Annotated in this window: 25 protein-coding genes; all 25 read right to left on the bottom strand. The window is 54.5% G+C overall.

Annotation, left to right across the window (positions count from 1 at the left end):
- Position 1 precedes the first annotated feature (1 nt).
- Positions 2 to 178, bottom strand: coding sequence for a 50S ribosomal protein L30 (gene rpmD, locus CUN63_RS16060; protein ID WP_003186033.1), 177 nt, complete (start codon positions 176 to 178; stop codon positions 2 to 4).
- 2 nt (positions 179 to 180) lie between these two features.
- Positions 181 to 681, bottom strand: a complete 501-nt coding sequence (gene rpsE, locus CUN63_RS16055; protein ID WP_007943782.1) for a 30S ribosomal protein S5 — start codon at positions 679 to 681, stop codon at positions 181 to 183.
- 3 nt (positions 682 to 684) lie between these two features.
- Positions 685 to 1,035 (bottom strand): 50S ribosomal protein L18, encoded by a 351-nt coding sequence (gene rplR, locus CUN63_RS16050; RefSeq protein WP_003186037.1) that lies wholly within the window; start codon positions 1,033 to 1,035, stop codon positions 685 to 687.
- Between the two features lie 10 nt (positions 1,036 to 1,045).
- Positions 1,046 to 1,579 carry a 50S ribosomal protein L6 gene (rplF, locus tag CUN63_RS16045; RefSeq protein ID WP_007896774.1) on the bottom strand — a complete coding sequence of 178 codons (534 nt, stop codon included), beginning with the start codon at positions 1,577 to 1,579 and terminating at the stop codon, positions 1,046 to 1,048.
- Between the two features lie 12 nt (positions 1,580 to 1,591).
- A complete protein-coding gene (rpsH, locus tag CUN63_RS16040) occupies positions 1,592 to 1,984 on the bottom strand; it encodes a 30S ribosomal protein S8 (protein WP_003186040.1) in 393 nt (130 codons plus the stop codon).
- Between the two features lie 209 nt (positions 1,985 to 2,193).
- Positions 2,194 to 2,499, bottom strand: a complete 306-nt coding sequence (gene rpsN, locus CUN63_RS16035) for a 30S ribosomal protein S14 (protein WP_003176414.1) — start codon at positions 2,497 to 2,499, stop codon at positions 2,194 to 2,196.
- Positions 2,500 to 2,512: 13 nt separating this feature from the next.
- The gene (gene rplE, locus CUN63_RS16030; RefSeq protein ID WP_003176415.1) at positions 2,513 to 3,052 is read right to left on the bottom strand and encodes a 50S ribosomal protein L5; all 540 of its coding nucleotides are present in this window, start codon (positions 3,050 to 3,052) and stop codon (positions 2,513 to 2,515) included.
- A gap of 20 nt (positions 3,053 to 3,072) precedes the next feature.
- On the bottom strand, positions 3,073 to 3,387 hold the full coding sequence (rplX, locus tag CUN63_RS16025) for a 50S ribosomal protein L24 (RefSeq protein WP_008145498.1): 315 nt from the start codon (positions 3,385 to 3,387) through the stop codon (positions 3,073 to 3,075).
- A gap of 11 nt (positions 3,388 to 3,398) precedes the next feature.
- Positions 3,399 to 3,767: a 50S ribosomal protein L14 gene (gene rplN / locus CUN63_RS16020; protein ID WP_002555479.1), complete on the bottom strand. Its 369-nt coding sequence runs from the start codon at positions 3,765 to 3,767 to the stop codon at positions 3,399 to 3,401.
- A gap of 23 nt (positions 3,768 to 3,790) precedes the next feature.
- A complete protein-coding gene (rpsQ, locus tag CUN63_RS16015; RefSeq protein ID WP_003176419.1) occupies positions 3,791 to 4,057 on the bottom strand; it encodes a 30S ribosomal protein S17 in 267 nt (88 codons plus the stop codon).
- Between the two features lie 2 nt (positions 4,058 to 4,059).
- Positions 4,060 to 4,251, bottom strand: a complete 192-nt coding sequence (rpmC, locus tag CUN63_RS16010; protein WP_008030901.1) for a 50S ribosomal protein L29 — start codon at positions 4,249 to 4,251, stop codon at positions 4,060 to 4,062.
- The gene (gene rplP / locus CUN63_RS16005) at positions 4,251 to 4,664 is read right to left on the bottom strand and encodes a 50S ribosomal protein L16 (RefSeq protein WP_008145497.1); all 414 of its coding nucleotides are present in this window, start codon (positions 4,662 to 4,664) and stop codon (positions 4,251 to 4,253) included. The genes rpmC and rplP overlap by 1 nt, the downstream gene beginning before the upstream one ends.
- Before the next feature lie 12 nt (positions 4,665 to 4,676).
- Entirely contained in the window at positions 4,677 to 5,363 is a 687-nt protein-coding gene (gene rpsC / locus CUN63_RS16000; RefSeq protein WP_003176422.1) for a 30S ribosomal protein S3, read from the bottom strand.
- A 13-nt stretch (positions 5,364 to 5,376) separates the two neighbouring features.
- A complete protein-coding gene (gene rplV / locus CUN63_RS15995) occupies positions 5,377 to 5,709 on the bottom strand; it encodes a 50S ribosomal protein L22 (protein ID WP_003103908.1) in 333 nt (110 codons plus the stop codon).
- A 13-nt stretch (positions 5,710 to 5,722) separates the two neighbouring features.
- Positions 5,723 to 5,998 (bottom strand): 30S ribosomal protein S19, encoded by a 276-nt coding sequence (rpsS, locus tag CUN63_RS15990; RefSeq protein ID WP_002555486.1) that lies wholly within the window; start codon positions 5,996 to 5,998, stop codon positions 5,723 to 5,725.
- Positions 5,999 to 6,014: 16 nt separating this feature from the next.
- Positions 6,015 to 6,839 carry a 50S ribosomal protein L2 gene (gene rplB, locus CUN63_RS15985; protein WP_129440762.1) on the bottom strand — a complete coding sequence of 275 codons (825 nt, stop codon included), beginning with the start codon at positions 6,837 to 6,839 and terminating at the stop codon, positions 6,015 to 6,017.
- A gap of 14 nt (positions 6,840 to 6,853) precedes the next feature.
- Entirely contained in the window at positions 6,854 to 7,153 is a 300-nt protein-coding gene (gene rplW / locus CUN63_RS15980; protein WP_002555488.1) for a 50S ribosomal protein L23, read from the bottom strand.
- Complete coding sequence (gene rplD, locus CUN63_RS15975; protein ID WP_007896707.1) at positions 7,150 to 7,752, bottom strand: 50S ribosomal protein L4; 603 nt, start codon at positions 7,750 to 7,752, stop codon at positions 7,150 to 7,152. Before rplD ends, rplW begins: the two co-directional genes overlap by 4 nt.
- Before the next feature lie 12 nt (positions 7,753 to 7,764).
- The gene (rplC, locus tag CUN63_RS15970) at positions 7,765 to 8,400 is read right to left on the bottom strand and encodes a 50S ribosomal protein L3 (protein WP_003186059.1); all 636 of its coding nucleotides are present in this window, start codon (positions 8,398 to 8,400) and stop codon (positions 7,765 to 7,767) included.
- Between the two features lie 80 nt (positions 8,401 to 8,480).
- Entirely contained in the window at positions 8,481 to 8,792 is a 312-nt protein-coding gene (rpsJ, locus tag CUN63_RS15965; protein ID WP_003186070.1) for a 30S ribosomal protein S10, read from the bottom strand.
- Positions 8,793 to 8,933: 141 nt separating this feature from the next.
- A complete protein-coding gene (gene tuf, locus CUN63_RS15960; protein ID WP_129440760.1) occupies positions 8,934 to 10,127 on the bottom strand; it encodes an elongation factor Tu in 1,194 nt (397 codons plus the stop codon).
- A 30-nt stretch (positions 10,128 to 10,157) separates the two neighbouring features.
- Positions 10,158 to 12,263: an elongation factor G gene (fusA, locus tag CUN63_RS15955; RefSeq protein ID WP_129440758.1), complete on the bottom strand. Its 2,106-nt coding sequence runs from the start codon at positions 12,261 to 12,263 to the stop codon at positions 10,158 to 10,160.
- A gap of 30 nt (positions 12,264 to 12,293) precedes the next feature.
- On the bottom strand, positions 12,294 to 12,764 hold the full coding sequence (gene rpsG / locus CUN63_RS15950) for a 30S ribosomal protein S7 (protein WP_002555493.1): 471 nt from the start codon (positions 12,762 to 12,764) through the stop codon (positions 12,294 to 12,296).
- A gap of 118 nt (positions 12,765 to 12,882) precedes the next feature.
- The gene (gene rpsL, locus CUN63_RS15945; protein WP_002555494.1) at positions 12,883 to 13,254 is read right to left on the bottom strand and encodes a 30S ribosomal protein S12; all 372 of its coding nucleotides are present in this window, start codon (positions 13,252 to 13,254) and stop codon (positions 12,883 to 12,885) included.
- A 216-nt stretch (positions 13,255 to 13,470) separates the two neighbouring features.
- Positions 13,471 to 17,670 (bottom strand): DNA-directed RNA polymerase subunit beta', encoded by a 4,200-nt coding sequence (rpoC, locus tag CUN63_RS15940; protein WP_007896632.1) that lies wholly within the window; start codon positions 17,668 to 17,670, stop codon positions 13,471 to 13,473.
- Between the last annotated feature and the right edge of the window lie 8 nt (positions 17,671 to 17,678).

Genomic DNA, 17,678 nt, shown 5'->3' with positions numbered 1-17,678 from the left:
ATTAACCCTCGACACGCAGCATGTAGTAAGCCTTGTTGATCATCCCGCGATTCTCGGGAGTATCAAGTACTTCTACAGTGTGACCGATGCGACGCAGACCCAGACCCTTAACGCACAGTTTGTGGTTAGGGATACGGCCGGTCATGCTTTTGATCAGCGTAACTTTAACGGTAGCCATGATCAGAAGATCTCCTTGACGCTTTTGCCACGCTTGGCGGCAATGGATTCAGGAGACTGCATAGCTTTCAAACCTTTGAAAGTGGCGTGAACCACGTTTACCGGGTTAGTCGAGCCGTAGCACTTGGCCAGAACGTTCTGAACGCCAGCAACTTCGAGGACAGCACGCATAGCGCCGCCAGCGATGATACCGGTACCTTCAGAAGCAGGCTGCATGTACACCTTCGAAGCGCCGTGACCGGACTTCATTGCGTACTGCAGAGTGGTGCCGTTCAGATCAACTTGGATCATGTTGCGGCGAGCAGCTTCCATTGCCTTCTGGATCGCAGCAGGCACTTCACGTGACTTGCCACGGCCGAAGCCAACACGCCCTTTACCATCACCAACCACGGTCAACGCGGTGAAAGTGAAGATACGGCCGCCTTTTACGGTTTTGGCTACGCGGTTAACTTGAACCAGCTTCTCAATGTAGCCTTCGTCGCGCTTTTGGTCGTTATTTGACATAACTTAGAACTCCAGCCCAGCTTCACGAGCAGCATCAGCCAGCGCCTTGACGCGGCCGTGGTACTTGAAGCCAGAGCGGTCGAAAGCCACCTGCGAGACGCCAGCGGCTTTAGCACGCGTAGCGACCAGCTGGCCAACCTTAGTGGCCGCGTCGATGTTGCCAGTGGCGCCATCACGCAGTTCTTTATCCAAAGTCGAGGCAGATGCCAGGACTTTGTTGCCGTCGGCCGAAATGACCTGGGCGTAGATGTGCTGCGACGAGCGGAACACGCAGAGACGCACGACTTCGAGTTCGTGCATTTTCAGGCGTGCTTTGCGAGCGCGACGCAGTCGAGTAACTTTTTTGTCGGTCATTTGCTATGCCCTACTTCTTCTTGGCTTCTTTACGACGGACGACTTCGTCCGCGTAGCGCACACCTTTGCCTTTGTACGGCTCTGGTGGACGGAAGTCGCGGATCTCGGCGGCCACTTGACCTACCAGCTGCTTATCGATACCCCGAATCAGGATGTCGGTTTGGCTAGGAGTCTCAGCGGTGATGCCTTCCGGCAGTTCATAATCCACTGGGTGCGAGAAGCCAAGAGCCAGGTTCAGCACTGTGCCTTTTGCTTGCGCTTTATAACCAACACCGACCAGCTGGAGCTTACGCTCGAAGCCTTGGCTTACGCCTTGGACCATGTTGTTTACCAACGCACGAGTGGTACCAGCCATTGCGCGAGTTTGTTGATCGCCATTGCGAGCAGCGAAACGCAGCTCACCAGCTTCTTCAACGATCTCAACAGACGAATGGATGTTCAGTTCGAGAGTGCCCTTGGCACCCTTCACCGAAAGCTGTTGGCCTGCGAATTTTACTTCGACACCGGCTGGCAGCTTAACGGGGTTCTTAGCGACGCGTGACATGCTTATCCCCCCTTAGAACACAGTGCAAAGAACTTCGCCGCCGACACCGGCAGCGCGCGCAGCACGATCCGTCATCACACCTTTGTTGGTGGAGACGATAGACACACCGAGACCGCCACGAACTTTGGGCAGATCATCGACGGACTTGTACTGACGCAGGCCTGGACGGCTAACGCGCTTCACTTCCTCGATGACCGGACGGCCTTCGAAGTACTTCAGCTCGATGGACAGCAGTGGTTTGATTTCGCTGCTGATCTGATAACCCGCAATGTAACCTTCGTCCTTCAGGACTTTGGCAACAGCTACCTTCAAAGTAGAAGATGGCATGCTTACGACGGACTTTTCAGCCATCTGGGCATTACGGATTCGAGTTAGCATGTCCGCTAACGGGTCCTGCATACTCATGGGCTAGACGCTCCTAATACAAAAAAATTAGCCTTGCGGCTACTACTTGTCGCCGAGCTCATCCATGCGAAAAAAGCACGGGCTCAGGCGAGCCGGGTATTCTAGACACACCCCACAAATGAATCAAGCCCCAAAAGGGGCTTGATTCAAGTTCAAGGTCACCGGCGGTCAGGATCTTGCGATCCCGAACACCGAGACTTTGACAGTGCTTACCAGCTGGCTTTAACCAGACCAGGTACGTCGCCACGCATTGCAGCTTCACGCAGTTTGTTACGGCCGAGGCCGAACTTGCGGTAAACGCCGTGTGGACGACCGGTCAGGCGGCAGCGGTTACGCATGCGCGAAGCGCTTGCGTCACGTGGCTGCTTCTGCAGAGCAACTGTAGCTTCCCAACGCGCTTCTGGACTTGCGTTCAGATCAACGATGATAGCTTTCAGTGCTGCACGCTTTTTGGCGTACTTGGCAACCGTGAGCTGACGCTTCAGCTCGCGGTTTTTCATGCTCATCTTGGCCATTTTCCTACTCCAATCAGTTGCGGAACGGGAATTTGAAAGCACGCAACAGGGCGCGACCTTCATCATCGTTCTTGGCAGTGGTGGTCAGGGTAATGTCCAGACCGCGGAGAGCATCGATCTTGTCGTAGTCGATTTCCGGGAAGATGATCTGCTCTTTAACGCCCATGCTGTAGTTACCACGACCATCGAAGGACTTGGCATTCAGGCCGCGGAAGTCGCGAACCCGAGGCAGGGAGATCGACAGCAGACGATCCAGGAACTCGTACATACGCTCACGGCGCAGGGTCACTTTGACGCCGATCGGCCAACCTTCACGGACTTTAAAGCCAGCGATGGATTTCCGAGCGTAAGTCACAACAACTTTCTGACCGGTGATCTTTTCCAAGTCGGCAACAGCGTGCTCGATGACTTTTTTGTCACCGACCGCTTCGCCCAGACCCATGTTCAGGGTGATTTTGGTAACGCGTGGAACTTCCATCACATTCGAAAGCTTAAGTTCTTCCTTAAGCTTCGGTGCGATTTCCTTCCAGTAAATCTCTTTTAGTCGTGCCATGGTCTTCTACCTAGCAGTGTTCAAGCATCAACCGCTTTTTGGGTCGACTTGAAGACACGAATTTTCTTGCCGTCTTCTACTTTGAAACCAACGCGGTCAGCCTTGTTGGTTTCGCCGTTGAAAATGGCGACGTTAGAAGCGTCCAGTGGAGCTTCTTTTTCGACGATACCGCCTTGTACGCCCGACGCCGGGTTAGGCTTGGTATGACGCTTAACCAGGTTCAGACCACCAATAACCAGACGGTTATTAGCGAGAACCTTAAGCACCTTACCGCGCTTACCTTTGTCTTTGCCGGCGATCACGATGATCTCGTCGTCACGACGAATCTTTTGCATGTCGGATCTCCTTACAGCACTTCTGGGGCGAGCGAGACGATCTTCATGAACTTCTCAGTACGAAGTTCACGAGTCACTGGCCCAAAGATACGGGTGCCGATCGGCTCTTGCTTGTTGTTCAGAAGAACAGCAGCGTTGCCATCAAAGCGGATAATGGAGCCATCAGCACGACGTACGCCGTGACGAGTGCGGACTACAACAGCAGTCATCACTTGGCCTTTTTTCACTTTACCGCGAGGAATTGCTTCCTTCACGGTAACTTTGATGATGTCACCGATACCAGCGTAACGACGATGGGAGCCACCCAGCACCTTGATGCACATAACACGGCGAGCGCCGCTGTTATCGGCCACATCGAGCATGGATTGAGTCTGAATCATATAATTTCTCCGACCCCTAGTCCTTAGACTTCCACAGCGCGTTCGAGAACATCAACCAATGCCCAAGACTTGGTCTTGGCCAGCGGACGAGTTTCACGAATAGTGACTTTGTCGCCGATGTGGCACTGATTGGTTTCGTCGTGCGCGTGCAGCTTAGTCGAACGCTTAACGTATTTACCGTAGATCGGGTGCTTAACGCGACGCTCGATCAGAACGGTGATGGTCTTGTCCATTTTGTCGCTGACAACACGGCCAGTCAGCGTACGGACGGTTTTTTCGGCTTCAGCCATGATTACTTACCTGCCTGCTGTTTGAGCACAGTCTTCACGCGAGCGATGTCACGCTTAACTTGCCGGAGCAGGTGAGACTGCCCCAACTGGCCAGTTGCTTTCTGCATGCGCAGATTGAACTGGTCGCGCAGCAGGCCGAGCAGTTGCTCGTTAAGCTGCGGCGCGTCTTTTTCACGAAGTTCGTTCGCTTTCATCACATCACCGTCCGTTTAACGAAGGCAGTGGCGAGCGGCAGCTTTGCAGCAGCCAAGGCAAAAGCCTCACGCGCCAGCTCTTCAGTAACACCCTCGATTTCATACAGGACTTTGCCTGGCTGAATCTGGGCAACCCAGTACTCCACACTACCCTTACCTTTACCCATCCGAACTTCGAGTGGCTTTTTGGAAATAGGCTTGTCCGGGAATACACGGATCCAGATCTTGCCGCCACGTTTAACGTGACGGGTCAGAGCACGACGCGCTGACTCGATCTGACGAGCGGTGAGACGACCACGAGCTACAGACTTCAGCGCGAACTCGCCGAAGCTGACTTTGCTACCGCGCTGTGCCAGACCACGGTTGTGGCCTGTCATCTGCTTGCGGAACTTCGTACGCTTTGGTTGCAACATTTGGCGTACCCCTTACTTAGCAGCTTTTTTACGAGGCGCTGGTGCTTGTGGTTTCAGTTCTTCTTGGCGACCACCAATTACTTCGCCTTTGAAGATCCAAACCTTTACACCGATCACACCGTAAGTGGTGTGAGCTTCGTAGTTGGCATAGTCGATGTCGGCACGCAGGGTGTGCAGTGGCACACGACCTTCGCGATACCATTCAGTACGTGCGATTTCAGCACCGCCGAGACGACCGCTCACTTGGATTTTGATGCCTTTGGCACCAATGCGCATGGCGTTCTGTACAGCGCGCTTCATAGCGCGACGGAACATTACGCGACGCTCCAGCTGCTGAGCTACGCTCTGCGCAACCAACATACCGTCGAGTTCCGGCTTGCGGATTTCTTCGATATTGATGTGCACAGGCACACCCATTTGTTTGGTCAGGTCCTGACGCAGTTTCTCAACATCTTCACCTTTCTTCCCGATAACGATACCTGGACGAGCGGTGTGGATGGTGATACGTGCAGTTTGAGCCGGACGATGGATATCGATACGGCTTACGGACGCGCTTTTTAGTTTGTCTTGGAGATACTCACGCACCTTCAGATCAGCGAACAAATAGTCCGCATAAGTCCGACCGTCTGCGTACCAGACGGAGGTGTGCTCCTTGACGATTCCCAGGCGAATGCCAATGGGATGTACTTTCTGACCCATCTCTTCGACTCCGTTACTTGTCAGCAACCTTGACAGTGATATGGCAAGACCGCTTGACGATGCGATCAGCACGGCCTTTGGCACGTGGCATGATTCGCTTCAGCGAACGCCCTTCGTTGACGAAAACGGTGCTGACCTTAAGGTCATCAACGTCTGCGCCTTCGTTATGCTCGGCGTTGGCTACGGCCGACTCCAGCACTTTCTTCATGATCTCGGCGGCTTTCTTACTGCTGAAAGCCAACAGGTTGAGCGCTTCGCCCACCTTCTTCCCGCGGATCTGGTCGGCGACCAAGCGGGCTTTCTGGGCGGAGATTCGAGCGCCCGACAACTTAGCGGCTACTTCCATCGTTCCTTACCCCTTAACGCTTGGCTTTCTTGTCTGCCACGTGCCCACGATATGTGCGGGTACCGGCAAACTCGCCTAGTTTGTGGCCGACCATGTCTTCGTTCACGAGAACTGGAACATGTTGACGACCGTTATGCACAGCAATGGTCAAACCGACCATTTGTGGCAGGATCATGGAACGGCGCGACCAGGTCTTAACTGGTTTGCGATCGTTCTTTTCCGCCGCCACTTCGATCTTCTTCAGTAGGTGAAGATCAATAAAAGGACCTTTTTTCAGAGAACGTGGCACTGTCGTATCCCTCTATTTACTTGCGACGACGGACGATCATTTTGTCGGTACGCTTATTACCACGAGTCTTCGCGCCCTTAGTCGGGAAGCCCCATGGCGATACCGGATGACGACCACCAGAGGTACGACCTTCACCACCACCATGTGGGTGGTCAACCGGGTTCATGGCAACACCACGAACGGTTGGGCGAACGCCACGCCAGCGTTTGGCACCAGCTTTACCCAGCGAACGCAGGCTGTGCTCGGAGTTCGAGACTTCACCCAAGGTCGCGCGGCATTCAGCCAGCACTTTACGCATCTCACCAGAACGCAGACGCAGGGTCACGTAGACACCTTCACGAGCGACCAGCTGAGCCGAAGCACCAGCGGAACGAGCGATTTGCGCGCCTTTACCTGGCTTCAATTCGATGCCGTGTACGGTGCTACCAACTGGAATGTTACGCAGTTGCAGAGCGTTGCCCGGCTTGATCGGTGCCAAAGCACCTGCGATCAGCTGGTCACCAGCACTCACGCCTTTAGGGGCGATGATGTAGCGACGCTCGCCATCTGCGTACAGCAGCAGAGCGATGTGAGCAGTACGGTTTGGATCGTATTCAATACGCTCGACAGTGGCAGAGATGCCATCTTTGTCGTTGCGACGGAAATCGACCAGACGATAATGCTGCTTATGGCCACCACCGATGTGACGAGTGGTAATACGACCATTGTTGTTACGACCACCAGTCTTCGATTTTTTCTCGAGCAGCGGTGCGTGAGGAGCGCCTTTATGCAGCTCCTGGTTGACCACCTTGACCACAAAACGGCGGCCAGGGGAAGTCGGTTTGCATTTAACGATTGCCATGATGCACCCCTTCCTTACTCAGCACTGCTGCTGAAATCGAGATCTTGGCCTGGCTGAAGGGAGATAACTGCCTTCTTCCAGTCATTACGCTTGCCCAGACCGCGAGCAGTGCGCTTGCTCTTACCCAGAACATTCAGGGTAGTAACACGCTCTACTTTCACGCTGAACAGGCTTTCGACGGCCTTCTTGATTTCCAGCTTGGTTGCGTCAGTTGCAACCTTGAAAACGAACTGGCCTTTCTTGTCAGCCAGAACCGTAGCCTTTTCGGAAACGTGCGGGCCAAGCAGAACTTTAAATACGCGTTCCTGGTTCATCCCAGCAGCTCCTCGAATTTCTTCACGGCCGACACGGTGATCAACACCTTGTCGTATGCGATCAGACTAACTGGATCGGAACCTTGCACGTCACGCACATCAACGTGTGGCAGGTTACGAGCAGCCAGGTACAGGTTCTGATCAACCACTTCAGACACGATCAAGACGTCAGTCAGGCCCATGCCGGTCAGTTTGTTCAGCAGATCTTTGGTCTTCGGTGCATCAACAGCGAAGTCCTGAACCACAACCAGACGATCAGTACGCACCAGCTCAGCAAGGATGGAACGCATTGCTGCGCGATACATCTTCTTGTTCAGCTTCTGGGTGTGATCCTGAGGACGAGCTGCGAAAGTGGTACCGCCGCCACGCCAGATTGGGCTACGGATAGTACCGGCACGAGCACGGCCAGTACCTTTCTGACGCCATGGGCGCTTACCGCCACCACGAACGTCGGAACGGGTCTTTTGCTGCTTGCTACCTTGACGGCCGCCGGCCATGTAGGCCACGACTGCTTGGTGAACCAGCGTCTCGTTGAATTCGCCGCCAAATGTCAGTTCGGAAACTTCGATCGCTTGAGCGTCATTTACATTTAATTGCATGTCAGCTTCCCCTTAACCGCGAGCCTTGGCTGCTGGACGTACAACCAAGTTGCCGCCAGTAGCGCCAGGAACAGCGCCCTTGACCAACAACAGATTGCGTTCAGCGTCCACGCGCACTACTTCGAGGGACTGCACGGTCACGCGCTCAGCGCCCATATGACCGGACATTTTTTTGCCCTTGAATACACGACCAGGAGTCTGGCACTGGCCGATAGAGCCTGGAACGCGGTGGGATACGGAGTTACCGTGGGTATTATCTTGCCCGCGGAAATTCCAACGCTTGATCGTACCCTGGAAGCCTTTACCTTTGGACTGACCGGTTACATCAACCAGTTGACCAGCGGCGAAGATTTCAGCGTTGATCAGATCGCCGGCCTGGTACTCGCCTTCTTCAAGACGGAATTCCATTACGGTACGACCAGCGGCAACGTTCGCTTTAGCGAAGTGGCCAGCTTGAGCAGCTGTAACACGCGAAGCACGACGCTCGCCTACAGTGACTTGCACTGCACGATAGCCATCGGTCTCTTCAGTTTTGAACTGGGTGACGCGATTCGGTTCGATCTCAATGACCGTGACCGGAATGGAGACACCTTCTTCGGTGAAAATACGGGTCATACCGCATTTACGACCGACTACACCAATAGTCATGTTGTAAACCTCATGAGTGTACGGGGCTTTCACCCGCTATGGCCGCCCATTTCAGAGCGTTACACGACTAAGACCGAGTCTTAGCCGAGGCTGATCTGCACTTCCACACCGGCCGCAAGATCAAGCTTCATAAGCGCATCAACGGTTTTATCCGTCGGCTGGACGATGTCCAGAACGCGCTTATGAGTACGGATCTCGTACTGGTCACGCGCGTCTTTGTTGACGTGCGGGGAGACCAGAACGGTGAACCGCTCTTTACGGGTAGGCAGTGGAATTGGACCACGCACTTGAGCACCAGTACGTTTCGCGGTTTCCACGATTTCCTGGGTGGATTGGTCGATCAGGCGATGGTCAAAAGCCTTCAACCTGATACGGATTTGCTGATTTTGCATTGGATTTCAGACTCCGGCTGCTATTCCCAGCGAGCGCAATACGCCCGTTAAAAGGAGGCGCAATTCTATAGACGGGTTTCTACAGTGTCAACCCAATAAAAAAGCCCCCGCTAGGCGGGGGCTTTTTCAAGTCATCACTTATTAAGCGATGATTTTGGCTACGACGCCAGCGCCGACGGTACGACCGCCTTCACGAATAGCGAAACGCAGACCATCTTCCATTGCGATGGTTTTGATCAGGGTGACAACCATTTTGATGTTGTCGCCCGGCATTACCATTTCAACGCCTTCCGGCAGTTCGCAGTTACCGGTCACGTCAGTGGTCCGGAAGTAGAACTGTGGACGGTAGCCTTTGAAGAACGGAGTGTGGCGACCGCCTTCTTCTTTGCTCAACACGTACACTTCAGCTTCGAAGGTAGTGTGCGGCTTAACCGAACCTGGCTTGACCAGAACCTGGCCACGCTCAACGTCGTCACGCTTGGTGCCGCGCAGCAGCACGCCGCAGTTCTCGCCAGCACGACCTTCGTCGAGCAGCTTACGGAACATTTCAACGCCGGTGCAGGTGGTGACAACAGTGTCACGCAGACCAACGATTTCCAGCGAATCCTGAACCTTGACGATACCGCGCTCGATACGGCCAGTTACAACAGTACCGCGACCGGAGATCGAGAATACGTCTTCGATTGGCATCAGGAACGGCTTGTCGATAACACGAACTGGATCTGGAATGTAGCTGTCCAGAGTCTCAACCAGTTTACGAACGGCAGTGGTGCCCATTTCGTTGTCGTCTTGGCCGTTCAGAGCCATCAGAGCGGAACCGATGATGATCGGAGTGTCGTCGCCCGGGAAGTCGTAAGCACTCAGCAGATCGCGCACTTCCATCTCAACCAGTTCCAGCAGCTCAGCGTCGTCAACCATGTCAGCCTTGTTCAGGAAGACAACGATGTACGGAACGCCAACCTGACGGGACAGCAGGATGTGCTCGCGGGTCTGAGGCATCGGACCATCAGCGGCCGAGCAAACCAGGATAGCGCCGTCCATCTGAGCAGCACCGGTGATCATGTTCTTCACATAGTCAGCGTGACCTGGGCAGTCAACGTGAGCGTAGTGACGGATCAGCGAGTTGTATTCAACGTGTGCGGTATTGATGGTGATACCACGAGCCTTTTCTTCCGGTGCGCTGTCGATTTTGTCGAAAGCAACAGCGGCCGAACCGAAAACTTCGGAGCAGACGCGAGTCAGAGCAGCAGTCAGCGTGGTTTTACCGTGGTCAACGTGACCGATAGTGCCAACGTTAACGTGCGGGAGGTCACGTACAAATTTTTCTTTAGCCACGACAATTAACTCCTTGCCTAAAGGGCTGAATCAGCCTTGTTTTTTGGTAACAGTTTCGACGATATGCGACGGAGCTGTATTGTATTTTTTGAATTCCATAGAGTAGCTTGCGCGACCTTGGGACATGGAACGGACGTCGGTTGCGTAACCGAACATCTCACCCAACGGAACCTCGGCGCGAATCACTTTGCCGGAAACCGTGTCTTCCATACCCAGGATCATGCCGCGACGACGGTTAAGGTCGCCCATCACGTCACCCATATAGTCTTCAGGCGTAACAACCTCTACCGCCATGATCGGCTCAAGCAACTCACCACCGCCCTTCTGGGCCAGTTGCTTGGTCGCCATGGAAGCAGCCACCTTAAACGCCATCTCGTTGGAGTCGACGTCGTGGTAAGAACCATCAAAAACGGTAGCCTTCAGGCCGATCAGCGGATAGCCGGCAACAACACCGTTCTTCATCTGCTCTTCGATACCCTTCTGGATAGCCGGGATGTATTCCTTAGGAACCACACCACCCACTACTTCGTTCACGAATTGCAGACCTTCCTGACCTTCGTCAGCAGGAGCAAAACGAATCCAGCAGTGACCGAACTGGCCACGACCGCCGGATTGACGAACGAACTTACCTTCGATTTCACAGTTCTTCGTGATGCGCTCACGATAGGAAACCTGAGGCTTACCGATGTTGGCTTCGACGTTGAACTCACGGCGCATCCGGTCAACCAGGATGTCCAGGTGCAGCTCGCCCATGCCGGAGATGATCGTTTGACCAGTCTCTTCATCAGTTTTAACGCGGAAAGATGGATCTTCCTGAGCAAGTTTGCCCAGAGCGATACCCATTTTTTCCTGGTCGTCCTTGGTCTTAGGCTCAACGGCTACCGAGATAACCGGCTCCGGGAAGTCCATGCGAACCAGGATGATTGGCTTGTCAGCGGTGCACAAAGTTTCACCAGTGGTGACGTCCTTCATGCCGATCAAGGCCGCGATGTCGCCAGCGCGTACTTCCTTGATTTCTTCGCGGGCGTTTGCGTGCATTTGCACCATACGACCCACACGCTCTTTCTTGCCTTTAACCGAGTTGATCACGCCGTCGCCGGAGCTCAACACGCCCGAGTAAACTCGAACGAAGGTCAAGGTACCCACGAATGGGTCAGTAGCGATCTTGAACGCCAGAGCCGAGAACGGCTCGCTGTCGTCTGCATGACGCTCCAATTCGATAGTCTCGTCATCCGGGTCAGTACCCTTGATGGCAGGAATGTCGACCGGGGCCGGCAGGTAGTCGATAACAGCATCGAGAACCAGGGGAACACCCTTGTTCTTGAAGGAAGAACCGCAGACAGCCAAGACGATCTCACCAGCGATGGTACGCTGACGCAGAGCGGCCTTGATTTCCGGGATGGTGATTTCCTCACCTTCCAGGTACTTGTCCATCAGCTCTTCGCTAGCTTCGGCTGCAGCCTGAACCATGTTGTCACGCCACTCTTCAGCCAATTCCAGCAGTTCTGCAGGAATAGCTTCGCGACGCGGAACAGTACCCTTGTCAGCATCGTTCCAGTAAACAGCTTCCATGTTGATCAGATCGATCTGACCTTCGAAGTTGTCTTCGGAACCGATTGCCAACTGGATTGGCACCGGGGTGTGACCCAGACGCTGCTTGATCTGACCGATCACGCGCAGGAAGTTCGCACCAGCACGGTCCATCTTGTTTACGTAAACAAGACGTGGAACGCCGTACTTGTTGGCTTGACGCCATACGGTTTCCGACTGAGGCTCAACGCCCGAGGTGCCGCAGAACACCACGACAGCGCCGTCGAGTACACGCAGGGAACGTTCAACTTCAATAGTGAAGTCAACGTGGCCCGGGGTATCGATGACGTTGAAGCGGTACTTGTCAGCGTATTGCTTCTCGGAACCCTGCCAGAAGGTGGTAATAGCAGCAGAAGTAATGGTAATACCACGCTCCTGCTCCTGCACCATCCAGTCCGTGGTCGCGGCGCCGTCATGCACCTCGCCCATCTTGTGGCTTTTGCCAGTGTAAAAAAGGACGCGCTCGGTGGTGGTGGTTTTACCAGCATCCACGTGAGCAACGATACCAATGTTACGGTAGCGGTTAATCGGTGTAGTACGAGCCATAAAGCCCTCGCAAAATTAGTGACGCTAAAATTAGAAGCGGTAGTGCGAGAAAGCCTTGTTGGCTTCAGCCATACGGTGCACGTCTTCACGCTTCTTAACTGCAGCACCTTTACCTTCAGCAGCGTCCAACAGTTCGCCAGCCAAACGCAGAGCCATAGACTTCTCGCCGCGCTTACGGGCGAAGTCTACCAACCAGCGCATTGCCAGAGCGTTACGACGGGACGGACGAACTTCAACCGGAACCTGGTAAGTAGCACCGCCTACACGGCGCGACTTTACTTCGACCAGCGGAGCGATGGCGTCGAGAGCTTTCTCGAAGATTTCCAGGGGGTCGCTGTTCTTGCGTTCTTTAACCTTCTCCAGCGCGCCATAAACGATACGCTCGGCAACGGCTTTCTTGCCGCTTTCCATAACGTGGTTCATGAACTTGGCCAGGATTTGGCTTCCGTATTTTGGATCGTCAAGCACTTCGCGCTTGGCTGCTACGCGTCTTCTTGGCATGGATAAGCCCTCAAACGGTCTTCAGGTTCGCTCGGAATCGGTGCCCTTTCGGGACGCCTCCGACCTTACTCTTATCGACTCAGAAAAATAGAAAATCAGTTTTTACAAAAAGCCACTACTACTTAGGCTTCTTGGTACCGTACTTCGAACGACCCTGGTTACGACCTTTAACGCCGGAAGTATCCAAAGAACCGCGTACGGTGTGGTAACGAACACCTGGCAAGTCTTTTACACGACCGCCGCGGATCAGTACCACGCTGTGCTCTTGCAGGTTGTGGCCTTCACCGCCGATGTACGAGGAAACCTCGAAACCGTTGGTCAGACGCACACGGCATACTTTACGCAGTGCCGAGTTAGGTTTTTTCGGCGTGGTGGTATACACACGGGTGCATACGCCACGACGTTGCGGGCAGTTCTGCAGCGCAGGCACGTCGGATTTCTCGACGATACGCTTACGCGGCTGACGTACCAGCTGGTTGATAGTTGCCATCTACTAGCTCCACTGTTGTCTTGCGACGCTATTGTCTTGCAAGAAAAGCAAAATGGCAGGAACGAATTCCCGCCAAATTTAGGGGTACAAGAGTCTAAAGAGGATCTTGTCCCCAGTCAAGGCAAGGCCCCGACCTCCCCACTCATCCAACCTCGACAAATTGTCTCGATTCGATGAGCGGGGCTGCCAGGGCCCCACGCTTATTTACTGCAGAACTCAGTTACCGCTCGAGTTCAGTGCTTCGGTCAGTGCAGCTTCCACTTCACTGGCGCTTACGCGCAACGGTTTGTCAGCATCACGGCGGCGCTTGCGCTCGCTGTGATAAGCCAGACCGGTACCAGCCGGGATCAGACGACCCACGACCACGTTTTCTTTCAGGCCGCGCAGGTAATCGCGCTTGCCGGTTACCGCCGCCTCGGTCAGTACGCGAGTGGTTTCCTGGAAGGAAGCCGCCGAGATGAACGATTCGGTGGACAACGACGCCTTGGTGATACCCAACAGCACGCGAGTGAACTTGGAAACGAATTTCTCGTCGCCAGCCAAACGTTCGTTCTCTACCAGAACGTGAGTCAATTCCATCTGGTCGCCCTTGATGAAACTGGAATCGCCGGATTCAGCGATTTCAACTTTACGCAGCATCTGACGCAGGATGGTCTCGATGTGCTTGTCGTTGATCTTCACGCCTTGCAGACGATAAACGTCCTGGATCTCGTTCACGATGTACTTGGCCAGCGCACTCACACCCAGCAGACGCAGGATGTCGTGTGGATCGCTCGGGCCGTCGGAGATAACTTCGCCGCGGTTTACCTGTTCGCCTTCGAAGACGTTCAGGTGACGCCACTTCGGAATCAGCTCTTCGTACGGATCGCTACCGTCGTTCGGGGTAATGACCAGACGGCGCTTGCCTTTGGTCTCTTTACCGAACGCGATGGTGCCGCTGACTTCAGCCAGAATCGAGGCTTCTTTCGGACGACGGGCTTCGAACAAGTCGGCAACACGCGGCAGACCACCGGTGATGTCACGGGTTTTCGAAGTTTCTTGCGGAATACGAGCGATAACATCACCGATCGCGATTTTCGCACCGTCCGCTACACCGACCAGGGCGTTAGCAGGCAGGAAGTACTGAGCAATTACGTCGGTACCCGGCAGCAAGAGATCCTTGCCGTTGTCATCAACCATCTTCACAGCAGGACGGATATCTTTACCGGCAGCTGGACGGTCTTTGGCGTCGAGTACTTCAATGTTGGTCATACCGGTCAATTCGTCTGTCTGACGCTTGATCGTGATGCCTTCTTCCATGCCCACGTAGGTCACGGTACCTTTCATTTCGGTAACGATTGGGTGAGTGTGCGGATCCCACTTGGCCACGATTGCGCCAGCGTCGACCTTGTCACCTTCTTTAACCGAAATCACAGCACCGTACGGCAGCTTGTAACGCTCGCGCTCACGACCGAAGTCATCAGCGATTGCCAGCTCACCGGAACGGGACACAGCAACCAGGCAACCATCTACTCGTTCAACGTGCTTCAGGTTGTGCAGACGGACGGTACCGCCATTCTTCACCTGAACGCTGTCGGCTGCGGAGGTCCGGCTTGCCGCACCACCGATGTGGAACGTACGCATGGTCAGCTGGGTACCCGGCTCACCGATGGACTGGGCAGCGATAACGCCGACCGCTTCACCGATGTTCACCTGGTGACCACGAGCCAAGTCACGGCCGTAGCATTTGGCGCAAATGCCGTAGCGGGTTTCGCAGCTGATCGGCGAACGCACGATCACTTCGTCGATGCTGTTCAGCTCGATGAACTCGACCCACTTCTCGTCTACCAGCGTGCCGGCAGGAACGATGATTTCTTCGGTACCTGGCTTGAAAACGTCACGGGCAATAACACGACCCAATACGCGCTCACCCAGCGGCTCAACAACGTCACCGCCTTCAATGTGCGGAGTCATTACCAGGCCATGTTCGGTGCCGCAATCGATCTCGGTTACTACCAGATCCTGCGCCACGTCTACCAGACGACGAGTCAGGTAACCGGAGTTCGCAGTTTTCAGCGCGGTATCCGCCAAACCTTTACGAGCACCGTGAGTGGAGATGAAGTACTGAAGTACGCTCAAACCTTCACGGAAGTTCGCAGTAATCGGCGTTTCGATGATGGAACCGTCCGGCTTGGCCATCAGGCCACGCATACCGGCGAGCTGACGGATCTGCGCAGCAGAACCCCGTGCGCCCGAGTCGGCCATCATATACATCGAGTTGAAGGATTCCTGGTCGACTTCGACGCCATGACGGTCGATGACTTTCTCTTTCGAGAGGTTGGCCATCATCGCCTTGGAAACTTCGTCGTTCGCCTTGGACCAAAGGTCGATCACTTTGTTGTACTTCTCGCCCTGGGTTACCAGGCCGGAGGCGTACTGACTTTCGATCTCTTTCACTTCGTCGGTAGCAGCACCGATGATGCGGGCTTTTTCATCCGGGATAACGAAGTCGTTAACACCGATGGAAACGCCGGAAATGGTCGAATAGGCAAAACCGGTGTACATCAACTGGTCAGCGAAGATCACGGTCTCTTTCAAACCAACCACGCGGTAGCACTGGTTGATCAGCTTGGAGATCGCCTTCTTCTTCATCGGCTGGTTGACGACGTCGTACGACAGGCCAGGTGGAACAACCTGGAACAACAGCGCACGGCCGACAGTGGTGTCGACGATACGGGTGTTCTTGACGCTGCCACCATCACGATCGTTGACGGTTTCGTTGATCCGCACTTTGACCTTGGCGTGCAGTGCGGCTTCGCCGGCACGGAACACACGGTCAACTTCTTGCAGATCCGCGAACACACGACCTTCGCCCTTGGCGTTGATCGCTTCACGAGTCATGTAGTACAGACCCAATACAACGTCCTGCGACGGAACGATGATTGGCTCACCGTTGGCTGGCGACAGAATGTTGTTGGTCGACATCATCAACGCACGCGCTTCCAACTGGGCTTCCAGTGTCAGCGGTACGTGCACGGCCATTTGGTCGCCGTCGAAGTCGGCGTTGTACGCAGCACAGACCAGAGGGTGCAGCTGGATAGCCTTACCTTCGATCAGTACCGGTTCAAACGCCTGGATACCCAGACGGTGAAGGGTCGGTGCACGGTTGAGGAGAACCGGGTGTTCACGGATCACTTCAGCGAGAACGTCCCAAACCTCAGGCAGCTCGCGCTCGACCATCTTCTTGGCAGCTTTAATGGTGGTCGCGAGACCACGCATTTCCAGCTTGCCGAAAATGAACGGCTTGAACAGCTCGAGAGCCATTTTCTTCGGCAGACCGCACTGGTGCAGACGCAGGGTCGGACCTACGGTGATTACCGAACGACCGGAGTAGTCAACACGCTTACCGAGCAAGTTCTGACGGAAACGACCTTGTTTACCCTTGATCATGTCAGCCAGGGATTTCAGAGGACGCTTGTTGGAACCAGTGATAGCGCGGCCACGACGACCGTTATCGAGCAGTGCATCGACAGCTTCCTGCAACATACGCTTTTCGTTGCGCACGATGATGTCCGGAGCGGACAGATCAAGCAGGCGCTTCAAGCGGTTGTTACGGTTGATCACTCGACGATACAGATCGTTGAGGTCGGAAGTCGCGAAGCGACCGCCATCCAGCGGGACCAGCGGACGCAGATCTGGCGGCAGAACCGGCAGAACGGTCAGCACCATCCATTCTGGAAGGTTGCCGGAACCCTGGAAGGCTTCCATCAACTTCAGACGCTTGGACAGCTTCTTGATTTTGGTTTCGGAGTTGGTTTGCGGAATTTCTTCACGCAGACGGCCAATCTCGTGTTCCAGATCGATAGCGTGCAGCAGTTCACGGACAGCTTCGGCACCCATGCGGGCATCGAAATCGTCGCCGAACTCTTCCAGCGCTTCGAAATACTGCTCATCGTTGAGCAGCTGACCTTTTTCAAGGGTGGTCATGCCTGGATCGATAACGACATAGCTCTCGAAGTAGAGAACGCGCTCGATATCACGCAGGGTCATGTCCATCAGCAAGCCGATACGCGACGGCAGCGATTTCAGGAACCAGATGTGGGCAACTGGCGAGGCCAGTTCGATGTGTGCCATGCGCTCACGACGAACTTTAGCCAGCGCGACTTCAACGCCGCACTTCTCGCAGATCACGCCACGGTGTTTCAAGCGCTTGTACTTACCGCACAGGCACTCGTAATCCTTTACCGGGCCAAAGATCTTGGCGCAGAACAGGCCGTCACGCTCAGGTTTGAACGTACGGTAGTTGATGGTTTCCGGCTTTTTAACTTCACCGAACGACCACGAACGGATCATCTCAGGCGATGCCAATCCAATACGGATGGCGTCGAACTCTTCGACTTGACCCTGGTTTTTCAGCAAATTCAGTAGGTCTTTCAAGGCCTTTC

This window comes from Pseudomonas sp. ACM7 (assembly GCF_004136015.1).
Taxonomy (GTDB): Bacteria; Pseudomonadota; Gammaproteobacteria; order Pseudomonadales; family Pseudomonadaceae; genus Aquipseudomonas; species Aquipseudomonas frigoris.
The sequence above is the reverse complement of the archived record's forward strand: the minus strand, read 5'-3'. Positions and strand labels throughout refer to the sequence as shown.